Raw genomic sequence first — 23,105 nt, forward strand, 5'->3', positions numbered from 1 at the left:
GACGCTAGCCCGTCGCCACCCTTATCGTCAAGTTGACGAGATATGATGGACATCGCAATGTCCGCATACTCGACCCACAGGCCCGCGCGACGCCCCGACCTGCGGGTGATCATTCCGACGGGTGACATCGGCCCGACTATCGGCTAAGAATCCTCAAGTCCGCCCGCGGTGCGGCCGACGACAACAACATGAGCATTCCTACACACATGACCGGGACCGCCGCGCCCGTCGACACCCTTCCCGCCCCGAACCCCGTCGCCAACACGCTGGCGGCGGCCGCCGGCGGCTCCATCGGCGACTCCTACCTGTCCCTGCGCGCCGGCACCCAGGCCCGCGGCCTGCACGGCCAGCTGGTCCAGCAGCTCGGCCGGATGATCGTGGCCGGCGAACTCGGCGCGGACCGGCCGCTGGTGCCCGAGGAGATCGGCCGCCGCTTCGAGGTCTCGCGCACCGTGGTCCGGGAGTCGCTGCGGGTGCTGGAGGCCAAGGGCATGGTGACCGCCCGGCCCAACGTCGGGACCCGGATCCGGCCGGTCCCGGAGTGGAACCTGCTGGACCCGGACGTGATCGAGTGGCGCGCGGCGGGCGTGGCGGGCCTGGACCAGTGCCGCGAGCTGGCCGAGCTGCGCTGCGCGTTCGAGCCGCTGGCCGCGCAGCTGGCCTCGGGCCGGCTCTCCGAGGCCGCCGCGGTCCGGCTCTCGGAGCTGGCCGTGCTGCTCAAGCAGGCCGCCGCCAACGGCGACCAGCCCGGCTACGCCAAGATCGACGGGGAGTTCCACGCGCTGCTGGTCGCCGAGTGCCCGAACCGGATGGTGGAGCACCTGGCGCGGGTGGTGACCGGGGCCGCCGAGAGCGCGGGCATGCGGCGCCGCTCCTGCGGGCCGATGAGCGACGGCGGCGCGGCGGCGCACCAGCGGCTGGCCGACGAGATCACGGCCGGCGACGGCGCGGCGGCGGCCAGTGTGATGCGCGCCATGCTCGCGGCGCAGCTGGAGGAGCAGGCTCCGGCCTACGGCCTGCCCGGACAGCGCGGCCAGTGAACAGCCGGTGATCGAGCAGATCCGGTAGCGTCACATCAGATCGTGATCAGTGGTGCGGGGCACCGCCGTGTCGGGGGACGCCGAGAGGCGTTCTGGAGGCGGTGCCCGCCGATTACCGGCTAACCGGTGCCGGGGGAATACATCGGCGTGCCACAATGCTATGTCGCGTGCAATGCGGAACGACCGGGTGCGACCGGCCGGATCCGCGGCGCGATCGGAATCTTCCACACGAACCCGACACAGAGCAAGACGGCCCGGACGCGTGAACACCGCGCGGACGGACCGTATCCCGGCTCACGTCGGAAGCGGGTGGTTGCCATCCAGTAGCGAGAGGGTTTTCGTGTCGGCCAGCACTTCCCGTCCACTGCCCGCCGAGATCGCCGAGTCCGCCCACCTCGTGGCGCTCATCGAGCGGGGCAGGGCGCAGGGACACATTGCCGCAGACGAGGTGCGGCAAGCCTTTGAAGAGGCGGACATCCCGATGGCCAAGGCCAAGAGCGTCATGCGGGCCCTGACCACCGTGCTGCACGAGGAGGGCGTGGACCTGACGGTCAACGCCACGCAGAGCGCCGGGGTCGCGCGCAAGCGCGTCGCCGCGGCGAGCAAGACCGCGGCCAAGAAGACGACCACGGCCACCGCGGCCAAGGCGACGACGGTCAAGAAGGCCGCCGCCAAGACCGCGGCCCCGGGTGTCGCGGCCGCCAACGGCGCCTCCGGCGACGAACTGACCGAGGCCGGTTCGGCCGCGGCCAAGAAGGCCGCCGCGGCGAAGAAGACCGCGGCCAAGAAGACGGCCGCCTCCGCGGCCGGCGCCGACGGCGAGTCGGGCACCGGCCCGGCCAAGAAGGCCGCGGCGAAGAAGGGCGCGCCGGCCAAGAAGGCGGCGGGCAAGAAGGGCGACGGCGAGGACGGCGAGGACGCCGAACTCGAGGAAGACGTCGACCTGGAGATCGAACTCGACGACGAGGACGGCCCCGACATGGAGGTCGCCGCGACGGACGAGAGCGAGGAGACCTCCGAGACCGACGGGGCCACCCCCGGCGAGGACAAGGAGGAGGGCTTCGTCCTGTCGGACGACGAGGACGACGCCCCGGCCCAGCAGGTCGCCTCCGCCGGTGCCACCGCGGACCCGGTGAAGGACTACCTCAAGCAGATCGGCAAGGTCCCGCTGCTCAACGCCGAGCAGGAGGTCGAGCTCGCCAAGCGCATCGAGGCCGGCCTGTTCGCCGAGGAGAAGCTGAACGACGGCGAGCCGCTGACCCCGGAGTTCCGGCGCGAGCTGGACATCATCGCCGAGGACGGCCGCCGGGCCAAGAACCACCTGCTGGAGGCCAACCTCCGCCTGGTGGTCTCCCTGGCCAAGCGCTACACCGGCCGCGGCATGCTGTTCCTGGACCTGATCCAGGAGGGCAACCTGGGCCTGATCCGCGCGGTGGAGAAGTTCGACTACACCAAGGGCTACAAGTTCTCGACCTACGCGACGTGGTGGATCCGTCAGGCCATCACCCGCGCCATGGCCGACCAGGCGCGGACCATCCGCATCCCGGTCCACATGGTCGAGGTCATCAACAAGCTGGCCCGCGTGCAGCGCCAGATGCTCCAGGACCTGGGCCGCGAGCCCACCCCGGAGGAGCTGGCCAAGGAGCTGGACATGACGCCCGAGAAGGTCGTCGAGGTCCAGAAGTACGGCCGCGAGCCGATCTCCCTGCACACCCCGCTCGGCGAGGACGGCGACAGCGAGTTCGGCGACCTCATCGAGGACTCCGAGGCGGTCGTCCCGGCCGACGCGGTGTCGTTCACCCTCCTGCAGGAACAGCTGCACTCGGTCCTGGACACGCTCAGCGAGCGTGAGGCCGGCGTGGTGTCCATGCGCTTCGGGCTGACCGACGGCCAGCCCAAGACGCTGGACGAGATCGGCAAGGTCTACGGGGTCACGCGCGAGCGGATCCGGCAGATCGAGTCCAAGACGATGTCCAAGCTGCGGCACCCGTCGCGCTCGCAGGTGCTGCGGGACTACCTGGACTAGTCAGTAGCGACAGCGAAAAGTGCGGCCGCCCCGGAAGGGGCGGCCGCACTTTCGTTGGGCTCACTCGTTTGGATGAGCCTGTGTGCGAGGCCAAGGCCTGCGCGTTTGCCCCGGATATTATACAGGCGTAATTTCCGCAGAAAGGTAGACGTTCGCGAGCTACGGCTTGGAGATGGTTCCTGAGGTCCGGGCTTGGCTGCATGAGTTGCGCAGGACCGATCGCTCGACGGCGCTGCTTGTGGGGCAAGCCATTTCGATGCTGTTGGAAGCCGGACCGGAACTCGGCCGACCATTGGCGGATCGCATCCACGGTGCGACGTTGCACAATCTCAAAGAGCTCCGTCCGGGATCGGCGGGGCGAAGTGAGGTGCGGATCTTGTTCGTCTTCGACCCGCGGCGCCGCGCGGTGCTTCTGGTCGCGGGGGACAAGACGGGGCGGTGGAATGCTTGGTATCGCGTCGCCGTACCGCTGGCGGAGGCCCGCTACGCCGTGTATCTGAAGGAGCGAGAAGGACGATGAGCACCCACAGCTATGACCGGCAGGGGTTCCTCGATGAGTTCTTCCCCGAAGCCCAGGACCAGGTTGAGATCGCCGCGGGCATGGAGCGGTTGCGGGCGGAGCAGCGTGCCTTCCGCCTCGCCGAGATGCGCCGGCGGATGGGGTTGACCCAGGTCGAGGTGGCTGAACGGATGGGGATCAGCCAGGGGCGTGTCTCCGCTATCGAGCACGCCAAAGACGGGGCCACCGAGCTGCGCACGCTGGCTGCGTACGTCGAGGCGCTGGGCGGTCGCCTGGAGATCGTCGCCGACTTCGGTGACGAGCGCTTGGCCTTCTCGGAGCCGGGCGACATGACCGCGGCATGACCAACGGTGATGTGGCACACGCTCTCTGCGATCGTGTGTGACTCAGCTCACAACGAAGGCCCCGGTTCCGTCATGCGGAACCGGGGCCTTCGGCAAGAGCAGTAGCCGTTATCGGATCGTCCGTTACAGGTCTACGCAATCGGGCCGGGTAATGCTGCGCTTCAGGTCAGCGCTCTTCCTCGGCGGTGGTCTGCTTCGTCTCCACCAGCTGGTCGGAGAAGTCGTGTATCTCGATGGCGACCTTCGCCAGGCTCTCGTTGTACTTCTTGCCGTGGTGGGCGCAGAAGAGAAGCTCGCCGCCACCCAGGACGACGCGCACGTAAGCAGCGGCCCCGCAGCGGTCGCAGCGGTCGGAGGCCTTGAGCGGCTCAGTCGGAGTCAAGACTGCAGTGGTCACGGTCGCACCTGCTTTCTGTGTGGTACCCGGAACAACATCAAAGCAGGCGTTCGGTGTTCCCGCGCAAGTGATTCGGCGTCGAAAGCGTCACGTTCGCTGAGAGCGTACGGGGAAAGGGGTCGAACCGTGAGGAAACTCAACGTTCGGTGTCAGTATCGGCACGTAGCGTGAGGCTTCGTGGCTCAGAGTGTTGCGCCGGTCACATGGACTCGCCGGGGGGAAGCTCCCGGTACGCTGGCCCTGCCGTCGCTACCATTGATGCGAAACTGTGTTCGAGTGACGAGAGTCGATCACGGATCGACAAGATCGACAAGGGAGAGGAAGGTCCGCAAGTGAGTGCGCAAGGCAGGCCCGCGCCGTCCGCCGACAAGGACGGCTCCTACACCGCGCGGCACCTCCTTGTCCTCGAGGGACTCGACGCGGTCCGCAAGCGGCCGGGCATGTACATCGGCTCGAACGACGGCCGTGGTCTCATGCACTGTCTGTGGGAGATCATCGACAACTCGGTCGACGAGGCGCTGGCCGGTTTCGGGGACCAGATCGAGGTCATCCTGCACAAGGACGGCTCGGCCGAGGTCAGGGACCAGGGCCGCGGCATCCCGGTGGACGTGGAGCCCAAGACCGGCCTGTCCGGCGTCGAGGTCGTGATGACCAAGCTGCACGCCGGCGGCAAGTTCGGCGGCGGCTCCTACGCCGCCTCCGGCGGTCTGCACGGGGTCGGCGCCTCGGTGGTGAACGCCCTCAGCTCCCGCGTCGACATGGAGGTCGACCGGGCCGGCACGGTCCACGCGATCTCCTTCCAGCGCGGCATCCCGGGAGTGTTCGACGGCGACGGGCCGGACGGGAAGTTCAAGCCCGAGTCGGGGCTGCGCAAGGTCGGCAAGGTCTCGCGCGCGCTCGTGCCCAAATCGGCCGATGGCCGGCGCGCCGCGCCCACCGGCACCCGCACCCGCTTCTGGCCGGACCGGCAGATCTTCCTGAAGGACGCCGAGTTCGTCCTGGACGAGCTGCACTCCCGCGCGCGGCAGACCGCGTTCCTGGTGCCGGGCCTGACCATCAAGGTGGTCGACGAGCGTGACGGCGGTCACATCGAGGAGGTCTTCTCCTACGCCGGCGGCATCTCGGAGTTCGTGGAGTTCCTGGCGCCGGACCGCCCGATCACCGACACGCTGCGCTTCACCGGCTCGGGCAAGTTCACCGAGACCGTCCCGATGCTGGACGACCAGGGCCACATGACCCCGGCGGACATCGAGCGCGAGCTGTTCGTGGACGTGGCGCTGCGCTGGGGGACCGAGTACGACACCGTGGTCCGCTCCTTCGTGAACATCATCGCCACCCCCAAGGGCGGCACCCACCTCGACGGCTTCGGCCGCGGTCTGCTGAAGGCGGCCAACGAGCAGCTGCGGGCGGCCAAGCTGCTGAAGGTCAACGACGACGACGTGATCCGCGACGACGTCTTCGAGGGCCTGACCACGGTGGTCACCGTCCGGCTGGCCGAGCCGCAGTTCGAGGGCCAGACCAAGGAGGTCCTGGGCACCCCGGCGGCGAAGCGGATCGTGGCGCGGGTCGTGGAGAACTCCTTCAAGGAGTTCCTGACCTCGGCCAAGCGCAACGACAAGCCGATGGCCCGCGGCGTCCTGGAGAAGATCGCCAACGCCGCCCGCACCCGGATCACCGCGCGCCAGCACAAGGAGGCGCAGCGCCGCAAGAACGCGCTGGAGACCTCGGCGCTGCCGGCCAAGCTGGCCGACTGCCGCTCCGACGACGTGGACCGCTCCGAGATGTTCATCATCGAGGGCGACTCGGCGATGGGCTCGGCCAAGGCCGCGCGCAACTCCGAGTTCCAGGCGCTGCTGCCGATCCGCGGCAAGATCCTGAACGTCCAGAAGTCCTCGATCGCCGACATGCTGAAGAACGCCGAGTGCGCGTCCATCATCCAGGTCGTCGGCGCGGGCTCGGGCCGGTCGTTCGACATCGACCAGGCGCGCTACGGCAAGGTGATCCTGATGGCCGACGCCGACGTCGACGGCTCGCACATCCGCTGCCTGCTGCTGACGCTGTTCCACCGGTACATGCGCCCCATGCTGGAGGCCGGCCGCGTCTACGCCGCCGTCCCGCCGCTGCACCGCATCGAGGTGATCGGAGCGGGCCGGGCGAAGAACGAGTACATCTACACGTACTCGGACAACGAGATGCGCCGCACGGTCGCCGAGCTGCTGAAGAAGGGCAAGCGGATCAAGGAGCCGATCCAGCGCTACAAGGGTCTGGGCGAGATGGACGCCGACCAGCTGGCCGAGACCACCATGGACCCGCGCCACCGGACCCTGCGCCGCATCACCGTGGCCGACGGCGAATCCGCCGACAAGGCCTTCGACCTGCTGATGGGCAACGACGTGGCGCCGCGCCGCGAGTTCATCATCAACTCGGCCGCGGTCCTGGACCGATCCCGGATCGACGCCTAAGCGATGGCGGCGGGCGGGGGGCCGGCGGCACCGAGCACGGTGCTGCCCGCCGGGCGTGGCGGCGTCTGCCGCGCGGTGGTGGGCTGGCTGACCGAGCCGGCCCCGGAACGCGACGCGGGCCCGGCGCCCCGGCTGCTGCTGGTGACCGGCCCGCGCGGCGCGGGCAAGACGTTCACCCTGGCCTGGGCCTCCTCGGAACTGGCGGTCCTGGCCGAGGCCGCCGACGACGAGCGCTTCGCCTGGGTCTCCGCGCGCGGGCTGACCCCGCGCGTGCTGGCCTGGCAGCTGGCCGGACAGCTCGGGGTGACGGTGGCGGACGCCGCCGGGCTCGCGACGGCTGTCGCTGGGCGGCTGCGGGGGAGCGGTGCGGGGGAGGATTCGGGGAAGGCTGGGAAGTCCGGAGGGTCGGGCTTCGGGCCGGGGATCGCGGACGGGGTTTCTGCTGATGGGCTGAGCGGTGCTGCCGGTGGCGGTGCGGTCGGTGGTGGCGCGGCTGGCGGGAATGCTGCCGGTGGCGGTGCAGCTGGCGGCAGTGCTGCGGGTGGTGGCGCGGCCGGCGGGAGTGCCGCCGGTGGTGGCGCTGCCGGGCAGGATGCTGAGGCCGAGGTTGAGGCCAAGGTGGAGGCTGAGGCCGCCGGATCGAGTTGCGACAGCCGCCACCCCGCTGCCGCCCGCGTGTCGGCGAGCCGATCGGCGACCTGGGACCTGTCGGCCAGTGCCGCCGAGGCGCTCCATGAGGTCGGGCGCTGGTCGCGGGTCACGATCCTGATCTCCGAACTCGATCTCGCCGGGCACCTGCGCGACGGCTCGGCGCGCGAAGCCGTGTTGGCGCAGCTGATCGCGCCGCTGCTGGCGGTGCCGGGCGTGCGGCTGATCGTGGAGTCGGCGCATCCGGACGTGGCGGACGCCGCGGCCCGCGCCGACAGCTCCGCGACCGTCATAGACCTGGGCGAGCATCGCTGGACCGACCGCGCCGAGTTCGCGGCCTGGCTGGACGACCTGGTGCCCTCCGGCGGCGCCGCGGCCCCGCAGGCGTACCCGAACCCCACCAAGGCCCGCGAGATCCTGAGCCTGGCCTCCAAACGCCACGCCGGCCTGCTCGCCGCCAGCGACGAACGGCCCTGGAAGCTGGCGGCGGTCCCGTTCGACATCGCGTTCCGCGAGGGCATCGCCGACCAGATCGTCCTGGAGCCGGCCAACCTGGTCCTGGTCCAGCAGCCGGCCCTGTCCACCGCCATCGACGCCCTCGGCAGCGCCGTGGCCCCCGGCACCCGCGCGGCCTGGCGCGTGGCAGGCCAGGCCCTCACGAACTCGACCACCGTCCCGGAACGCGCGGCCATCCTGCACGGCGCGGCCCTGGCCGTCGGCGATCACGCCCTGGCCGAAGCGGTCGCGCCCTACACCAGCGGAAACCGCCCCTCCGACGGCGCCCCCGTCGGCGACCCGATCCCCTGGCTGACACGCTGGGCCGGCTGGCGTCCCCTGCCGCCGGACACGCCGCGGCAAATGCCCTGGCCGGGACCGGTGGCGGCGCTGGCCGTGGCGGCGGGCTCGCCGGGCATCACAGCGAACATCGCCGAGTCGGTCGCTGCTCTGTCTGCCGCTGATGGTTCCGCTGCCGGCTCGCCGATAGCCGGTGCGACCGCTGCTCCGCCTGTGCCCGCTGCCAGTACTGCCGGCGCTGCCAGTGCTGCTGCTGCCGGTACTGCCGCTGCCGCTGCCGAGCAGGCTCCCGGCCCGACCGTCACCGTGCCGGCACCCGCCCCCGCCCCCGCAGCCGACGTGCACCACGCCGGCCCCGCGATCCTCCTCACCCCCGTCGCGGCCTCCCCGGCCGGCGCTTGGCTCCCCGACCCGGAGCCCACGCCGCCGGAGGTGCTGGTCGCGATAGACGACCTCGCTCGCGCCTATCGCCTGGATCCGCGGAGCGGCCGGATCGTCGGGCGGCCGGCGTCGCCGGTGATGGTGAAGGCGCGGGCCGCCGCCGTGGTCGACGCCTCGCCGAGCCTGGTGCTCACCGACTCCAGCCGGCGGCTGGCCGCGCTGGGGCCGACCGCGCCGCGCAAGGCTGTGGCGGCGGTGCGCGACGTGCTGCCCGATACCGCCGTGACGGCGGTGGCGGTGGCTCGGGACGCGCTCGTGTTCGGGGCGGGCGACGGCCGGGTGCACGTCTGGGACGTCGACACCGAGGAGCTCATCGCCGATCCCGAGGACCAGCACTCCGGGGCGGTGACCGCGGTGTCGGCCATCTGGATGCCCGACATGGATGTGCTGTTCGCGCTTTCCGGCGGCCAGGACGGGACGTTCCGCCTGTGGGCCGTGCCCGCCGACGCCAGCCTGCTGCCGGTGGAGGACCGCGGCGTGCCGGTCACGGCGATCGCCGCCGCGATCACGGAGGCCGGCCCGGTCGCGGCGGTGGCGTGGGCCGACGGCTGCCTCACCGTGTGGGACCTCGAGGACGCCCGCACCGGCCGGCCGATCCCGCTCGGCTGGGCGCCCAAGGCCCTGGCGCTCGGGGCCGACGGGCTGCTCATCGCCGCCGGCGACGACGGGCTGATCGCGATCGACCTGCACCTCGGCGACTTCTTCGAGGACTGACCCCCTACCCCAGCAACCCCTCCCGCAGCGCCGCGATCTCCTCCGCGCTCACCCCGTGCGCCAACAGGTACCCCTCGGCGCTCCCGAACCGCTCGCGCACGTGCGCCAGCGACCCGGTGATCACGTGCTGGTAGATCACATCCCCCGGATCCGCCGACAGCCGCGCGTGCGACAGCAGGTAGTCCGCGACGATCTCCTTCTCCGCGACCCCGAGCACGTCCAGCACCAGCGCGACCAGCACCCCGGTCCGGTCCTTGCCCGCCGTGCAGTGCACCAGCGCCGGCAGCGCGCCGGGACGTGCCAGCGCGTGCACCGCGTCGGCGAACGCCTCGCCGCTGTCGTCCAGCCAGGCCAGGTACAGCTCGAAGAACGTCCCCGCGCCCTCGTTCTCCAGGCTCGGTGCCACGTTCACGCGCTCGACCGCCAGCTCGCCCAGGGCGTCCGGCCACGCCGCGATCTCGAACGACTGCCGCAGGTCCACCACCGTCCGCAGCCCGATCGAGGCCAGCCAGGCCAGGTCGGCGTCGGTCGGCCGGTTCAGGCGGGCCGAGCGCAGCAGCCGCAGCGGCTGTACCACCGCCCCCGAGCCCGTCGGTATTCCCCCGATGTCGCGTGCGTTCTTGATGCCGGTCAGCGGCAGGTCGCTCATGTCACCGGATCTTATCGACGGTGTCCACCCGCAGCTCAAGAGGTGTGCCGTCGGCTTTCCCGCAGCTTTCCGGACGCGGAACGGCGGCCAAAGCGCCGGTGACCGACACCGCGAAGGCCCGGCCGTCCGGGTGCTCGACGACCGCCGTCCACGCCGGCTCCGGATCCGGGGCGGTCTGCGTCACCGCCACCACGTCCAGCGCGTCCTGCGCGGTCTCGCCGAGCGCCGAGCGCACCGCCAGTTCGGCGACCTGCCCGGCCCGCGGCCAGGTCGACCGGCCCCGGCAGTTCGCCACCGCCATCCGGCCGTGCCGCGCGTCGGCCAGCACGGAGACGGCCGAGGCCGCGTCCAGCCGGCCGTAGGAGTACCCGGACGGCAGCACCACAGCGGTCGGCGCGAACCGGTGTCCGCCCAGGTGCGTGATCTCCCATACCGCCGGGAACGCGGCGTCCGCCCCCGGCCCCGAGGCCGAGTCCAGCGCCTCGGCGGCGACCGCCACCTGGCGGCCGCGTGTCGCGCAGCAGGCGTCGCGCTTGCCGTTGGTGCAGACCCCGAGCAGCGGTGTGCCGGGGAATTCGGCGTCCAGCGCCGCCACCGCGCGCCGGTCGCCGGCGCCCAGCGCGGTGAAGTCGATCTTCAGCAGGTCGGTGGGGTACTCGACCACCCCGCTGGCCAGCCACGTGCGCTTCGGGTGGGTCGAGGCGGCGAACCAGCGGCGGTGGCGCGGCGCGGCGTCGTGGTGGTCCTCGACCCGGCGGATCAGGGCCAGTCGGACGCCGGTCCCGGCCGTGCGCCCCTCCAACTCGGCGCCCAGCGCCGGGTCCAGACGGCTCTCGGTGACGGTGGCCCGCCCCCAGGGTCCGGGCTGCTCCACCAGCACCCACGCCGTGGCCTCGGCACCCGTGCCGGCCAGCGGCTCGTCCAGCTCGCGGGACAGCACCGAACACGCGTGGGGCTGGGGAGCCGGAAGTTGATCGTCGCGCATGCCCCCGACCATAACGCCCATCGCGCACCCCCACACCGTTCGCTTTTGTGCGGAGCCGGGTTCACGATGGTGGTGGCGACACAGATCGGGGGGTGCTCCGAACAGCGAGGTGCGCACCATGACGGAGAGTTCCGAGCAGGCCCAGAGTTCCGGGCAGGCCCAGAGTTCCGGGCAGGCCCAGAGTTCCGGGCAGGCCCAGAGTCCCAAGCCCGCAGCGGCAGACAGCGACGAGGCGTTCCTGGATGCCGGCCCCGAGGCCCGTCGTTACGGCTTCCCCGCCGTCCATGGCCACGAAGTGATCGCGCTGCGCACCGTCGCGCGCGAGGACTGGGAGTCCTCGGCACCGGGGCGGATGCAACTGCTCCGATGGCGCAAGGGCTCCGGCGCGCTGGTCCGCGACCTGCCGTTGAGCCGGCTCTACGTCTGGGCCCGCGCGGGCCGGATCAGCTTCGGCGGCGCCGACGGCCGGACCGTGGACGTGGTGCTGCTCGGCGAGCCCGAGACCGAGGGCCTCAAGCTCGGCGCGCCGTGGCCGCCGAACCACGACCGCGCCCGCACCGCGTCCAACCTGGCGCACGGCGCGGTCACCGACCTGAAGAACACGGTCACCTTCCCGGTCTCCTTCCCGCGCATGATGCGGGTGAGCGGCGAGCGCAACGCGGTGCTGGACTCGATCGTCGCCTGGTGTCAGCGCGAGGTGCCGGACATCCACATCATGCGCGGCTGGCTGCGCGGCTCCGAGGGACCCTCGCGGCACCAGATCAAGGGCGTGCCGCACAAGGGTCTGCTCGGCGAACCCGGCTGGCTGCCGGACACCGTCGGGGCGCACCCGGCCGGATGGTCACCGTTCCATAACGACCGCAACGGAGGCAGTGAGCCGGCTCGTCCTAACGCGCATGAGCACCCTTCAGGAGCTTGAGCTCGCGGCGGCACGGCCGAAAGAGGTCTACGGCGAGGACGCCAAGATCGTCTGCGACAACCTGGTCCGGATCTACAAGACCGACGGCATCGAGGTCCAGGCTCTGCAGGGCCTGGACCTCCTGGTGCGGGCCGGGGAACTGGTCGCGATCGTCGGCGCCTCCGGCAGCGGCAAGTCCACGCTGCTGAACATCCTGTCCGGGCTCGACACCCCCACCGCCGGCGTCGCCAGGGTCGGCGGATACGACCTGCTCACCATGAAGGGCCGCGACCGTCTGCGCTACCGGCGCGAGACGGTCGGCTTCATCTGGCAGCAGACGGCGCGCAACCTGCTGCCCTACCTCAACGCCGCCGACAACGTCGCGCTGCCGATGGGCTTCGCCGGCAAGAAGCGCAAGTACGCCCGGCGCCGCTCCGGCGAGCTGCTGGACCTGCTGGGCGTCGGCTACTGCGCCGCCCGGCGCCCGGGGCAGATGTCCGGCGGCGAGCAGCAGCGGGTGTCGATCGCGGTGGCGCTGGCCAACGACCCCGAGGTGGTGTTCGCCGACGAGCCGACCGGCGAGCTGGACTCGGCGACCAGCCAGCAGGTGTTCGACGCGCTGCGCACCGCGAACGAGGAGCTGGGGGTCAGCATCGTGGTGGTCACGCACGACCACGAGGTGACCGACCAGGTGCAGCGCACCGTGGAGATCCGCGACGGCCGCACCTCCACCGAGGTCCTGCGGCGCGGCGCCGGCGGCGCGCCGGCCGAGCAGTTCGCGGTCCTGGACCGCGCCGGCCGGGTACAGCTGCCGAAGGAGTACGTTGATGACCTCCGCATGAAGGACCGGGTGCGGCTGGCGAAGAGCCCTGATCACATCGGGGTCTGGCCGGACCTGGCGCGCGGGGCTGAGGGTTCTATGGGTTCTGAGAGTGCCGGCGGTTCCATGGACGAGAGGGCGTAGTCCGGTGGGGGACATGATCGAGGTCGAGGGGCTCCGCCGGACGTTCGGTTCGGGGGAGAACGCCGTGCACGCGGTCGAGGACGTGTCGTTCACGGTGCCCGAGGGTCAGCTGTGCGCGATCGTCGGCCGCTCCGGCTCGGGCAAGACGACGCTGCTGAACCTGATCGGCGGGCTGGACAAGCCCGACGCCGGCCGGATCGCGGTGGACGGCAAGCAGCTCGCCGGCCCCGGGCGCAACCTGGGGGAGAAGGAGCTGGCGGCGCTGCGCCGGGACCTGTTCGGCTTCGTGTTCCAGTCCTTCGCGCTGATCCCGATCCTGTCGGCGGCCGAGAACGTCGGCATCCCGCTGCGCCTGCGCCGGACCCCGGTGGCCGAGCGGGAGCAGCGCGTGGAGCTGCTGCTCAACATGGTCGGCCTGGGCGAGCACACCAAGCAGCGCCCCGGGGAGATGTCCGGCGGCCAGCAGCAGCGCGTGGCGCTGGCCCGGGCGCTGGCCAACTCGCCGCGGGTGCTGATCGCCGACGAGCCCACCGGCCAGCTGGACTCCGAGACCGGCCGCGCGGTGATGCGGCTGCTGCGCGCGGTGGTCGCCGCGGAGAACGTCACCGCGCTGGTGGCCACCCACGACCCGCTGATGATGGAGCTCGCCGACCGGGTCATCACCGTTGGGGACGGCAGGCTGCTCGCGGACTCCGACGGCGACGCCGAGGGCGCCGGCGCGGGTGTCGGCGTTGCGGGCGTGGGGGCTTAGCTCCGGCAGACTCACTGAGCTCACAACGCAATCCCCGGTTTCCGGGTAAAAGTACACATACCCCGGACCCCTCGGCGGACCCCGAGGCGCGGTCCGGTCCGGCTGTGGCGATCCTTCCGTGTCACCGCCGATGAGGAAGCACCGCCGTCCGCGGGGACTCCGGCCCCGCCACACAGGGGCCGGGGAGACGACCTCCCGCCGCGTGCCTCGGGCCGCGGGACGGCGGTGCTTCCGCCTTTCCCCGTCAGTCTGATGAGTGGACGAGTTCGTCGGCGACCTGGCTGAAGGCCCGCACCCGGGCCGTCTCCCGGTCCCCGTGCCACATCAGGCACCATTCGACCGGCGGCGCGTCGCGGATCGGTATGTAGATCACGTCGGGCCGCGGGTAGTAGCGCCGCGTCTGCGCGCCGACCTCGGCGACTCCGCGCCCGGCTCCGACGAGCGTCAGCGTCTCCTGAAGCGTTGCCTGCGGCTCGATAAGCGTCGTCCGCGCCACATCCGCGAGTGAGACCGTCTCGCGGCGCGCGTAGGGATGCCCCAGCGCCACCGCGAGCATCCGCGTCTCGCTCACCAATGTCGGGCCCTGAGCCAGTCCCGGTGTCCGGATACTGAGAACCAGGTCGGCCTCGTCGTCGTTGAGCCATGGCTCCACATCGCCGAACTGCGCCTCGCGGAGCACCACTTCGCAGTCCGGATGCCGTTTGCCGAACGCCTCCGTCGCCCCGACCAGCAACTGCCCGCCGGCCGCTCCGACGAACGCCACCCGCAGCGTCCCGCTGACACCGCGGCCGGCCTCGATCGTCCGCGTGACGGCCTCGGTGATCGCGGTCCAGGCCGGGCGCGCCTCGGCGTACAGGGCTCGGCCCGCCGGGGTCAGCTCGACGCGGCGGCTGGTGCGGTGGAAGAGCCGGACGCCGAGGCGGCGCTCCAGCTTCGCGATGGTCTGGCTGACCCGGGCCGGGGAGACGTGCAGCAGCTCGGCGGTGCGGCCGAAGTGCAGCTGCTCGGCCAGGGTGAGGAAGGTGTCGAGCTCGTGGCGTTCCAGCATGGCCGTCGGATCCGATCGTTAAGCGTGACTTACCGATCATGACACAAGCGGCCCTTGGCCGGCCCGGCGTGGCGGCCGACCATGAAGGCATGGACATCACGATCAACGAACTCCGCGACCGCCTGGAAATCGCCGACGCGCTCTACCGTTTCGGCCTCGGCCAGGACACCCAGGACCCGGACTTGTTCGCCTCCGCCTGGACCGAGGACGCCGAACTGGACTTCCGTCCGGCGGCGGCCAAGTGGGGCGGCACCCCGCCGGTCATGGTCGGCCGGGACACGATCGTCACCGCGATCCTGACCGGTTTCGCCGGCCGCGTGGACACCACGCACCAGGTGACGAACGTGCGCACGGAGGTCGACGGCGACACCGCGCACGCCACCGCGCTGGTCGAGGCCCAGCATCTGCTCACCGCCGACCACGGCACGCACGCGCTGCTGAAGAACCCTTACACCGTCGAGCTGGTGCGCGACGGCTCCCGCTGGCTGATCCGCCGGATGCGCATCGACAACACCTGGTTCACCGGCGATCCGGTGGCGATCTTCGGGGGCTGACGGCTGACGGCCGCCAGGAGACGCGAAACGGCTGTGGCCGCCCCACGAGGGGCGGCCACAGCCGCTCGCACAGCCTTCAAGCGCTTTCAGGCCCTTCGGGACCCTTCCGCGGACCTACCCCGCGGCCGCCGGGCTCGTCACGAACCCGATCGGCACCTCCACCGGCGTCCCCGAACCGTCGCGCCGGGGGTCCAGACCGGGCAGCGGGGTCGGCGTCCCGTTCTCCGTGCACGCGTAGACCGGCGCGTTCACCGCCCACGCGGCCACCAGCCGGTGCTCGCCCTTCAGGAAGCGCTGGCAGCGCACGCCGCCGGTGGCCCGGCCCTTGGTCGGGTACAGGTCGTACGGCGTGGCCTTGATCGTGGTCGCGGTGTCGACCAGGGCGTCGTCCGAACCGGCCATGGAGATCACCAGGCCGTCCTGGCCGGGGTCGACCGCGCCGAAGAAGATCACCGAGGCGTCGTCGCCGAGCGTGATGCCGGCCATGCCGCCGGCCGGGCAGCCCTGCGGGCGGACCAGGGCGGCCGAGTACTTCAGGAGCTGCGCGTCGTCGGTGATGAAGACCAGCTCCTCCTCGCCGGTGCGCAGTTCCGTGGCGCCGATCAGGGTGTCGCCGTCCTTGAGCGTGATCACCTCGAAGGTGTCGCGGTTCCTCGGGTAGTCCGGGACCACCCGCTTGACCACGCCCTGGAGCGTGCCCAGGGCCAGGCCCGGGGACTCGGGGTTCAGCGAGCACAGGCACAGCACGCGCTCGTCCTCGTCCAGCCGGACGAACTCCGACACCGGGGCGCCGCCGGCCAGGCTCGGCGCCGCCTTCGCGGCCGCCTCCGGCAGCACCGGCAGATCGATCACCGGGAACCGGATCAGCCGGCCGGTCGTGGTCACGGCGCCGACCTCGCCCCTTATCGTCGAGGTCACGAGCGAGGCGACGGCGTCGTTCTTGCCCCGCTCGCCGCCGGTGCCGATCTTCGTCGCGCCGGAGGCGGTGCGGGCCAGCAGGCCGGTGGCCGACAGCAGGACCACCACCGGGTCGTCGCTGATCTCCAGCGGCCGGGCCTCGAACACCGGCAGCGCGCCCTCGACCAGCACGCTGCGGCGCGGGGTGGCGAACTGCTTGGAGATGGCGGCCAGCTCGTCGGAGACCACCTTGCGCAGCAGGGTGTCGGACTCCAGGATCGCCGTCAGGTCCCTGATCTCGCCGGTCAGCTTGTCCCGCTCGGACTCCAGCTCCAGGGAGTCGAAGCGGGTCAGGCGGCGCAGCGGGGTGTCCAGGATGTACGTGGCCTGCTTGTCCGACAGCGCGAACGCGGCCATCAGGTTATCCTTGGCCGCCGCCGCGTCGTCGCTCTCGCGGATGATGCGGATCACCCGGTCGATGTCGATCAGCGCGATCAGCAGGCCCTCGACCAGGTGCAGCCGGTCCATCCGCTTGGTGCGGCGGAACTCGGTGCGCCGCCGGACCACCTCGAAGCGGTGGTCCAGGTAGACCTCCAGCAGCTCCTTCAGGCCCAGCGTGAGCGGCTGGCCGTCGACCAGCGCCACGTTGTTGATGCCGAAGGACTCCTCCAGCGGCGTGAGCTTGTACAGCTGTTCCAGGACCGCCTCGGGGTTGAACCCGGCCTTGATCTCGATGACCAGCTTCAGGCCGTTGAACCGGTCCGAGAGGTCCTTCAGGTCGGTGATGCCCTGGATCTTCTTGGCCTGCACCAGCTCCTTGACCTTGCCGATCACCTTCTCCGGGCCGGTGTTGAAGGGCAGCTCGGTGACCACGATGCCCTCGCGGCGCGCGGTGACCTTCTCGATCTTGGCGGTGGCGCGCATCTTGAACACGCCGCGGCCGCTCTCGTAGGCGTCCCGGATGCCCTGCTCGCCGATGATCTGGCCGCCGGTGGGCAGGTCCGGGCCCGGGACGAACCGCATCAGGTCGTCCAGGGTGGCGTTCGGGTGCTTGATCAGGTGCCGGGCCGCGGCCACCACCTCGCCGAGGTTGTGCGGCGCCATGTTGGTGGCCATGCCGACCGCGATCCCGGCCGCGCCGTTGACCAGCAGGTTCGGGAAGGCCGCCGGCAGAACCTGTGGTTCCTGTTCCTGGCCGTCGTAGTTGGGCCCGAACTCGACCGTGTCCTCGTCGATGGAGTCGGTCATTATCATCGCCGCGGGCGACAGCCGGGCCTCGGTGTACCGCATGGCGGCCGGCGGGTCGTCGCCGCCGAGCGAGCCGAAGTTGCCGTGCCCGTCGACCAGCGGGATGCGCATCGCCCACGACTGCGCCATGCGCACCAGCGAGTCGTAGATCGCGGTGTCCGAGTGCGGGTGCAGCTTGCCCATCACGTCGCCGACGACGCGCGCGCTCTTGACGTACCCGCGGTCCGGCCGCAGGCCCATGTCGTTCATCTGGAACAGGATGCGGCGGTGGACCGGCTTGAGTCCGTCGCGCGCGTCGGGCAGGGCGCGCGAGTAGATGACCGAGTACGCGTATTCCCGGTACGAGTCGGAGAGCTCGTCGGCGACGTCCACGTCGATGATGCGCTCTTCGAAGTCCTCGTCGGGCTCGGGGGTGGTGCTGCGGCGTGCCATCTTCGTGCGGCTCCTGCTTCTCGCGCGGCGATGCGGGTGACGCCCTATTGTTGCGCGTCGCTCCGACACCTGGGCGCAGGAGGGCGTACCCGACCGCTGTCCGCCCACAGCGATCGTCGGCAACAATCGGGAGATAACACCCCGGCCCGTCACGCTTCAGTGGGGCATGAGGCCCGCATGCGGGCCCGCAAGTGTCAGGATGGACTCATGCCCAACTCCAAGCCGCCCACCCCGTCGAACCTCATCGCCGCCATCGAGCGTAGCGGCTACTACCCCGCGCTGGTGGCCGAGGCGGTCGAGGACGCGGTGGGCTCCGAGGCGGTGCTCGGCCACCTCGTGCACCAGGAGACCACCTTCGACGCCGACGAGGTGCGAAGGCACGTCACCGTGCTGGCCGTGACCCCGACGCGGCTGATCGCCGGGCACACCGACGAGTACGGTTCGGACGACCCGATGGCGCCGGTGCCGCCCGGCTCGCCGGAGTCGGCGGCCGGGGCCAAGGCCTACGCCACCACCTCCACCGAGACCGTGCCGCTGCACCGCATCTCCTCGGTCGTGGTCAGCCGGGTCGTGGAGGACCCGGCCAACCACAAGCCCGGCACCCCGCCGCGCGAGGTGGTCCTGACCATCGGCTGGGGCGTGGTGAGCCGGCTGGACCTGGAGCCGGCCAACTGCGGCGACCCGCACTGCGACGCCGACCACGGCTACACCGGCACCGCCACCGCCGACGACGTCATGATCCGGGTCTCGGCCGAGGCCGACGGCGCCGACGCGGTCGCCGAGACGCTCTCCTTCGCCCGCGCGCTGACCAACGTCGTCACCGACACCGGTACCGCCGGCGGCGCCCGGACCGGGCGCTAGAGGCGCCGAGCCGCGTGATCCTGCCCGCCGCCTCCGGCCCCGCCGGCTCCGAGATCGTCCTGCCCGCCTACGGCCGAGGCGCCCTGTCCGACCTGCTCCCGGCGGTCCTGGCCGCGCTCGGGGTGCCGGACGCGCCGAACCCGCTGGGCCTGGCCCCGACCCGCCGCGCCTGCGTCTTCCTGGTGGACGGCATGGGGGCCCGGCTGATCGAGCACAACGCCGAGGTCGCGCCGTTCCTGGCCCGCGCCCTGCGGGCCGGCCGCGACCTGACCGCCGGCTTCCCCTCCACCACCGCGGCCAGCATCGGCTCGCTGGGCACCGGCCTGCCCTCCGGGGCCAGCGGCATGCTCGGCTACCGGGTGCTGGTCCCCGGCACCTCGCAGATGATCAACCTGCTCCGCTGGGACGCGCCGGTCGACCCGGTCCAGTGGCAGCCGCACGAGACCCTCTTCGAGCGGGCCGAGCGTGAGGGGATCGAGGTCACCCAGGTCACCGCGCCGCGCTTCCAGGACTCCGGCCTGACCCGCTCGGTACTGCGCGGCGGCGCCTTCTCCGGCGCCGAGTCGCTGCCCAACCGGGTGGCCGGCGCGCTGCACATCCTCGACGACGCCGCCGACCGCGACGCCCGGGCCCTGGTGTACCTCTACTACGCCGACCTCGACGCGGCCGGCCACCTCAACGGCGTGGACTCCGAGAGCTGGCGGCAGCAGCTGGCGGTGGTCGACGCCACGGTCCGCGAGCTCGCCGACCGCCTCCCGGCCGGCACCGCGCTCTACGTCACCGCCGACCACGGCATGGTCGACATCCCCGCCGACCGGCGCGTCGACGTCGACGAGGATCCCGAGCTGCAGGTCGGCGTCCGGCTGCTGGGCGGCGAGGGCCGGGCGCGGCACGTCTACGCCCGGCCCGGCGCGGCGCGCGACGTGCTGCAGATCTGGCGCGAGGCGCTGGAGGACGTGGCCGTGGTCCGCTCCCGCCAGGAGGCCGTCTACGAGGGCTGGTTCGGCCCGCCGGAGAGCGTGGACGACCGGGTCGCGCCGCGCATCGGCGACGTGGTCGCGGCCCTGCTGGAGGACTGGGCCGTGGTCGCCACGCGCCGGGAGAAGCTGGAGTCCCGGCTGCTGGGCATGCACGGCTCGCTGTCCGCGGCCGAGCAGGAGATCCCGCTGCTGGTGTTCGGGCCGGACGGGGCCTCCGGCTGGTAGATCCGGGCTCGGATCAGTGCCAGGATGTCGCCCATGCGCCAAGCCCCCGCCCCGCCCCTGATCGACGCCGATCAGCTCGCCGCCGACCTCGCCTGCGGCACCGCGCCGATCCTGATCGACATTCGCTGGAAGCTCGGCGAGCCCAGCGAGTACGGGCACGGGGTGTATCTGCGGGGGCACATCCCCGGCGCGCGCTACGTCAGCCTCGACCAGGACCTGGCCGAGCACCCCGAGGCGCCGGTCGGCCCCCGGGGCCGGCACCCGCTGCCGGACCCGGAGCGCTTCGCCGCCGCGATGCGCGCCGCCGGCGTCCGCGCCGACCTGCCGGTCGTCGTGTACGACGACGGCGACAGCACCCAGGCCGCCCGCGCCTGGTGGCTGCTGCGCCACCACGGCCACCCCGGCGTCCGGGTGCTCGACGGCGGGTTCGCCGCCTGGCGCGCGGCCGGCCGCACGGTCGAGGAGGGCGAGCCGCAGACCCAGGCCGCCGAGGGCGATTTCCGGGCGTCCGGGGACGGCCTGTTCACCGTCCTGGACCACGACGGCGCCGCCGCGGTCGCCGCGCACGGGACGCTGCTCGACGCCCGCGCCGGCGCGCGCTACCGCGGCGAGACCGAGCCGATCGACCCGGCCGCCGGGCACGTCCCCGGCGCGGTGTCGGCGCCGACGGCCGAGAACGTGGCGGCCGACGGCCGGTTCCTGGCTCCGGGCGAGCTGGCCGAGCGGTTCGCCAAGCTGGGCGTCATGCCGGAGCACGAGGCGGAGGTGGCCGTCTACTGCGGCTCCGGGGTCACCGCGACACACGAGATCCTGGCGATGGCCGTGGCCGGGATCGACCCGGAGACGGTGGCGTTGTACGAGGGCTCATGGAGCGGGTGGGCGTCCGACTCGTCACGGCCTGTCGCTACCGGCGGGGACTGAGACGGAGCTCACCAGCTCATACGACCGGCGGTGTTGACCGACCCTCACTGTCCGCTGCTAATTTAGGCATGCCTTACTTCGCTAAGGCGTGCCTAAATTCTTAGTGGACCAGAAGGGGCGGGGCGCGGTGCTGTCGGATGCCTTCCCGAGTTTCCTGATCGGACTCCGAGAAGGATTGGAAGCCGGGCTCGTCGTTTCCATCCTGCTCGCCTCGCTGGCCAAGGCCGGCCGCAAGGACCGGGCCGGCTCGGTGTGGCTGGGCGTGGCCGCGGCGGCCGCGCTGAGCCTGTCGTTCGCCGCCGTGCTCACCTTCACCTCCGCGCACCTGCCGCCCAAGGCGCAGGACGTGTTCGGCGGCGCGATGGCGCTTCTGGCGGTCGCGTTCGTGACCACGATGGTGTTCTGGATGCGCCGGGCCAGCGCCTCGATGTCCGGGGACCTGAAGGCCAAGCTGGCCGCCGCGCTCGGGGCCAGCGCCGGGATGCTGGTCTTCACCGCGTTCGCCGCGGTGGCGCGCGAGGGCCTGGAGACCGCGCTGTTCCTGTGGACCACGGCCCAGACCGCGCACGACAAGAGCGGTCCGGCGGTCGGCGCCGTCACCGGCATCGCGGTCGCGGCGCTGCTGTGCTGGGGCCTGTACCACCGGGCGCTGAAGCTGAACCTGGCGAAGTTCTTCAAGGTCACCGGGTTCGTGCTGGTGGTCATCGCGGCCGGCGTGCTCGCCTACGGGCTGACCGACCTGCAGGAGAGCGGGGCGGTCGGCGGGTTCACGTCCTACGCCTGGGACCTGACCGCGCATCTGGACCCGAACGCCTGGTACGCCCAGCTGGTCGCCGGGACGCTGAACCTGACGCCGAAGATGACGTGGCTGTCGGTGGTCGGGTACGTGGCGTACCTGGTGCCGGTGATGTTCTTCTACCTGCGGACGCCGGTCGCGGCGAAGCCGAAGCCGAAGCCGGTTGCCCAGCCTGCCCAGCCTGCTCAGCCCACACAGCCCGCTCAGCCCACACAGACCGCCGAGGCGGCCGCGCCGGCTCAGGCCCCTGAAGCCGCCGAACCGGTTGCCACCCCGGCCGCCTCGGCTCCCGCTCCCGCTCCCGCCTCCGCCCCCGCGCCGTCCCGCAGGCCGACGCCGCGCTGGGCGCTGGGCACCGCGGTGATCGCCGTCCCGGCGGTGGCGGCGGTCGCGGTGATCGTCGCCGTCGGACCCGGCTCGGGCACCAAGGGCGCGCAGACCATCGAGGTCTCGGCGGCGTCCTGCGGCAAGGGCTTCGACGGCCTGACCACCGGCGAGCACACGTTCCAGATGAAGAACACCGGCGACGTGGCCGCCGAGGTCTACCTGCTGGACCCCTCGACCAGCGCCGTCTACGGCGAGATCGAGGGCCTGGCGCCCGGCACCACCCGGCCGCTGACCGCGACCATCGGCACCGGCACGTACGCCTGGCGCTGCGTCCCGAACGGGAAGAACGCGGTCACCTCCGAGGCCAAGCGCGCCAGCGGCACCGGCGGCTCCACCACCGCGGTCGTGCCGATCACCGAGAAGGACCTGGACGCCCCGCTGGACCAGTACCGCGCCTACGTCACCGACCACCTGAACGAACTGGCCGGCTACACCGACACGCTCAAGCAGGACGTGGACTCCGGCGACCTGGCCAAGGCCAAGCAGGACTGGCTGACCGCGCACCTGGCGTACAACCGCCTGGGCGCCGCGTACGGCACCTTCCAGGACTGGGACGCCAAGATCGACGGCCGCGCCGACGGCCTGCCCGACAAGACCCAGGACAAGGACTTCACCGGCTTCCACCGCCTGGAGTACGGCCTGTGGCACGGCGAGGCGGCGGCGAGCCTGGCCCCGGTCGCCGACCAGCTGGACAGCGACGTCCACGGCCTGATCGGCGACTGGCCCAAGCAGGACTTCGACCCCGCCGACCTCCCGCTGCGCGCCCACGAGATCCTCGAGAACACCCTGCAGTTCCAGCTCACGGGCGACGCCGACTACGGCTCCGGCACCACCCTGGCCACCGCCGACGCCAACCTGGCCGGCACCCGCGAGGTCCTGACCGTGATCCGCCCCCTGGTCCAGGCCCGCGACCCGCAAGGGCTGACCCAGATCGACGCCTGGCTCGACCGCTTCGGCACCGCCGTCGACGCCGCGAAGCAACCCGACGGCACCTGGACCCCGGTGGCGCAGCTGGACCCCGCCGCCCGCCAGAAGCTGAACGGCACCCTGGGGGAACTGCTGGAGCAGCTGTCGGTGGTGCCCGACCTGCTGGAGATCCGGAAGGCGACGTGAGCGGAGCCT

General features: G+C 71.8%; 19 protein-coding genes. 14 read left to right on the forward strand and 5 right to left on the reverse strand.

What is annotated here, in order from left to right; translation table 11 throughout:
- The first annotated feature begins 188 nt into the window (after positions 1 to 188).
- From ABIA35_RS23795 to ABIA35_RS23810, 4 genes are all read left to right on the forward strand, one after another.
- Positions 189 to 1,040: a FadR/GntR family transcriptional regulator gene (locus ABIA35_RS23795; protein WP_370340615.1), complete on the forward strand. Its 852-nt coding sequence runs from the start codon at positions 189 to 191 to the stop codon at positions 1,038 to 1,040.
- Between the two features lie 340 nt (positions 1,041 to 1,380).
- Positions 1,381 to 3,066 carry an RNA polymerase sigma factor gene (locus tag ABIA35_RS23800; RefSeq protein ID WP_370340617.1) on the forward strand — a complete coding sequence of 562 codons (1,686 nt, stop codon included), beginning with the start codon at positions 1,381 to 1,383 and terminating at the stop codon, positions 3,064 to 3,066.
- Between the two features lie 172 nt (positions 3,067 to 3,238).
- Positions 3,239 to 3,586, forward strand: coding sequence for a type II toxin-antitoxin system RelE/ParE family toxin (locus ABIA35_RS23805; RefSeq protein WP_370359356.1), 348 nt, complete (start codon positions 3,239 to 3,241; stop codon positions 3,584 to 3,586).
- Entirely contained in the window at positions 3,583 to 3,930 is a 348-nt protein-coding gene (locus ABIA35_RS23810) for a helix-turn-helix domain-containing protein (protein ID WP_370340621.1), read from the forward strand. The genes ABIA35_RS23805 and ABIA35_RS23810 overlap by 4 nt, the downstream gene beginning before the upstream one ends.
- A gap of 166 nt (positions 3,931 to 4,096) precedes the next feature.
- Here ABIA35_RS23810 and ABIA35_RS23815 read toward each other — a convergent pair whose 3' ends face one another.
- On the reverse strand, positions 4,097 to 4,327 hold the full coding sequence (locus ABIA35_RS23815) for a hypothetical protein (RefSeq protein ID WP_370340623.1): 231 nt from the start codon (positions 4,325 to 4,327) through the stop codon (positions 4,097 to 4,099).
- 332 nt (positions 4,328 to 4,659) lie between these two features.
- Here ABIA35_RS23815 and ABIA35_RS23820 point away from each other — a divergent pair, with 332 nt between their 5' ends.
- Positions 4,660 to 6,789 (forward strand): type IIA DNA topoisomerase subunit B, encoded by a 2,130-nt coding sequence (locus tag ABIA35_RS23820; protein WP_370340625.1) that lies wholly within the window; start codon positions 4,660 to 4,662, stop codon positions 6,787 to 6,789.
- Between the two features lie 3 nt (positions 6,790 to 6,792).
- Complete coding sequence (locus ABIA35_RS23825; protein WP_370359357.1) at positions 6,793 to 9,387, forward strand: WD40 repeat domain-containing protein; 2,595 nt, start codon at positions 6,793 to 6,795, stop codon at positions 9,385 to 9,387.
- A 4-nt stretch (positions 9,388 to 9,391) separates the two neighbouring features.
- Here the strand turns inward: ABIA35_RS23825 and ABIA35_RS23830 are convergent, their stop codons facing one another.
- Entirely contained in the window at positions 9,392 to 10,036 is a 645-nt protein-coding gene (locus tag ABIA35_RS23830) for a tyrosine-protein phosphatase (protein ID WP_370359358.1), read from the reverse strand.
- Between the two features lies 1 nt (position 10,037).
- On the reverse strand, positions 10,038 to 11,021 hold the full coding sequence (locus ABIA35_RS23835) for a sucrase ferredoxin (protein WP_370359360.1): 984 nt from the start codon (positions 11,019 to 11,021) through the stop codon (positions 10,038 to 10,040).
- 118 nt (positions 11,022 to 11,139) lie between these two features.
- Here ABIA35_RS23835 and ABIA35_RS23840 point away from each other — a divergent pair, with 118 nt between their 5' ends.
- Genes ABIA35_RS23840 through ABIA35_RS23850 form a run of 3 tightly spaced genes read left to right on the forward strand, consistent with a single transcriptional unit; the run spans position 11,140 to position 13,634 of the window.
- Positions 11,140 to 11,940 carry a hypothetical protein gene (locus ABIA35_RS23840; protein WP_370359361.1) on the forward strand — a complete coding sequence of 267 codons (801 nt, stop codon included), beginning with the start codon at positions 11,140 to 11,142 and terminating at the stop codon, positions 11,938 to 11,940.
- On the forward strand, positions 11,918 to 12,883 hold the full coding sequence (locus ABIA35_RS23845; RefSeq protein ID WP_370340635.1) for an ABC transporter ATP-binding protein: 966 nt from the start codon (positions 11,918 to 11,920) through the stop codon (positions 12,881 to 12,883). Before ABIA35_RS23840 ends, ABIA35_RS23845 begins: the two co-directional genes overlap by 23 nt.
- 13 nt (positions 12,884 to 12,896) lie before the next feature.
- Positions 12,897 to 13,634, forward strand: a complete 738-nt coding sequence (locus ABIA35_RS23850; protein WP_370340637.1) for an ABC transporter ATP-binding protein — start codon at positions 12,897 to 12,899, stop codon at positions 13,632 to 13,634.
- 244 nt (positions 13,635 to 13,878) lie between these two features.
- Here ABIA35_RS23850 and ABIA35_RS23855 read toward each other — a convergent pair whose 3' ends face one another.
- Positions 13,879 to 14,682, reverse strand: coding sequence for a LysR family transcriptional regulator (locus ABIA35_RS23855; RefSeq protein WP_370359362.1), 804 nt, complete (start codon positions 14,680 to 14,682; stop codon positions 13,879 to 13,881).
- 89 nt (positions 14,683 to 14,771) lie between these two features.
- Between ABIA35_RS23855 and ABIA35_RS23860 the strand changes: the two genes are divergently transcribed.
- On the forward strand, positions 14,772 to 15,236 hold the full coding sequence (locus tag ABIA35_RS23860; protein WP_370359363.1) for a nuclear transport factor 2 family protein: 465 nt from the start codon (positions 14,772 to 14,774) through the stop codon (positions 15,234 to 15,236).
- A 114-nt stretch (positions 15,237 to 15,350) separates the two neighbouring features.
- Here the strand turns inward: ABIA35_RS23860 and ABIA35_RS23865 are convergent, their stop codons facing one another.
- A complete protein-coding gene (locus ABIA35_RS23865; protein ID WP_370359364.1) occupies positions 15,351 to 17,813 on the reverse strand; it encodes a DNA topoisomerase (ATP-hydrolyzing) subunit A in 2,463 nt (820 codons plus the stop codon).
- A gap of 207 nt (positions 17,814 to 18,020) precedes the next feature.
- Here ABIA35_RS23865 and ABIA35_RS23870 point away from each other — a divergent pair, with 207 nt between their 5' ends.
- The 4 genes from ABIA35_RS23870 to efeU all read left to right on the forward strand — a co-directional run bounded on the left by ABIA35_RS23870 (position 18,021) and on the right by efeU (position 23,096).
- A complete protein-coding gene (locus ABIA35_RS23870) occupies positions 18,021 to 18,674 on the forward strand; it encodes a DUF5998 family protein (RefSeq protein WP_370340646.1) in 654 nt (217 codons plus the stop codon).
- Positions 18,675 to 18,688: 14 nt separating this feature from the next.
- On the forward strand, positions 18,689 to 19,879 hold the full coding sequence (locus ABIA35_RS23875) for an alkaline phosphatase family protein (RefSeq protein WP_370359365.1): 1,191 nt from the start codon (positions 18,689 to 18,691) through the stop codon (positions 19,877 to 19,879).
- A gap of 24 nt (positions 19,880 to 19,903) precedes the next feature.
- A complete protein-coding gene (locus tag ABIA35_RS23880) occupies positions 19,904 to 20,800 on the forward strand; it encodes a sulfurtransferase (RefSeq protein ID WP_370359366.1) in 897 nt (298 codons plus the stop codon).
- Between the two features lie 127 nt (positions 20,801 to 20,927).
- The gene (gene efeU, locus ABIA35_RS23885; protein WP_370359417.1) at positions 20,928 to 23,096 is read left to right on the forward strand and encodes an iron uptake transporter permease EfeU; all 2,169 of its coding nucleotides are present in this window, start codon (positions 20,928 to 20,930) and stop codon (positions 23,094 to 23,096) included.
- Positions 23,097 to 23,105: the final 9 nt, after the last annotated feature.

Source organism: Catenulispora sp. MAP12-49 (assembly GCF_041262705.1).
Taxonomy (GTDB): Bacteria; Actinomycetota; Actinomycetes; order Streptomycetales; family Catenulisporaceae; genus Catenulispora.

Bases quoted from the DNA above. Each gene is read 5' to 3' on its own strand.
- ABIA35_RS23795 (WP_370340615.1), top strand. From the start codon at position 189: ATGAGCATTCCTACACACATGACCGGGACCGCCGCGCCCGTCGACACC.
- ABIA35_RS23805 (WP_370359356.1), top strand. From the start codon at position 3,239: ATGGTTCCTGAGGTCCGGGCTTGGCTGCATGAGTTGCGCAGGACCGAT.
- ABIA35_RS23810 (WP_370340621.1), top strand. From the start codon at position 3,583: ATGAGCACCCACAGCTATGACCGGCAGGGGTTCCTCGATGAGTTCTTC.
- ABIA35_RS23825 (WP_370359357.1), top strand. From the start codon at position 6,793: ATGGCGGCGGGCGGGGGGCCGGCGGCACCGAGCACGGTGCTGCCCGCC.
- ABIA35_RS23830 (WP_370359358.1), bottom strand. From the start codon at position 10,036: ATGAGCGACCTGCCGCTGACCGGCATCAAGAACGCACGCGACATCGGG.
- ABIA35_RS23835 (WP_370359360.1), bottom strand. From the start codon at position 11,021: ATGCGCGACGATCAACTTCCGGCTCCCCAGCCCCACGCGTGTTCGGTG.
- ABIA35_RS23840 (WP_370359361.1), top strand. From the start codon at position 11,140: ATGACGGAGAGTTCCGAGCAGGCCCAGAGTTCCGGGCAGGCCCAGAGT.
- ABIA35_RS23845 (WP_370340635.1), top strand. From the start codon at position 11,918: ATGAGCACCCTTCAGGAGCTTGAGCTCGCGGCGGCACGGCCGAAAGAG.
- ABIA35_RS23850 (WP_370340637.1), top strand. From the start codon at position 12,897: ATGATCGAGGTCGAGGGGCTCCGCCGGACGTTCGGTTCGGGGGAGAAC.
- ABIA35_RS23855 (WP_370359362.1), bottom strand. From the start codon at position 14,682: ATGCTGGAACGCCACGAGCTCGACACCTTCCTCACCCTGGCCGAGCAG.
- ABIA35_RS23860 (WP_370359363.1), top strand. From the start codon at position 14,772: ATGGACATCACGATCAACGAACTCCGCGACCGCCTGGAAATCGCCGAC.
- ABIA35_RS23865 (WP_370359364.1), bottom strand. From the start codon at position 17,813: ATGGCACGCCGCAGCACCACCCCCGAGCCCGACGAGGACTTCGAAGAG.
- ABIA35_RS23870 (WP_370340646.1), top strand. From the start codon at position 18,021: ATGCCCAACTCCAAGCCGCCCACCCCGTCGAACCTCATCGCCGCCATC.
- ABIA35_RS23880 (WP_370359366.1), top strand. From the start codon at position 19,904: ATGTCGCCCATGCGCCAAGCCCCCGCCCCGCCCCTGATCGACGCCGAT.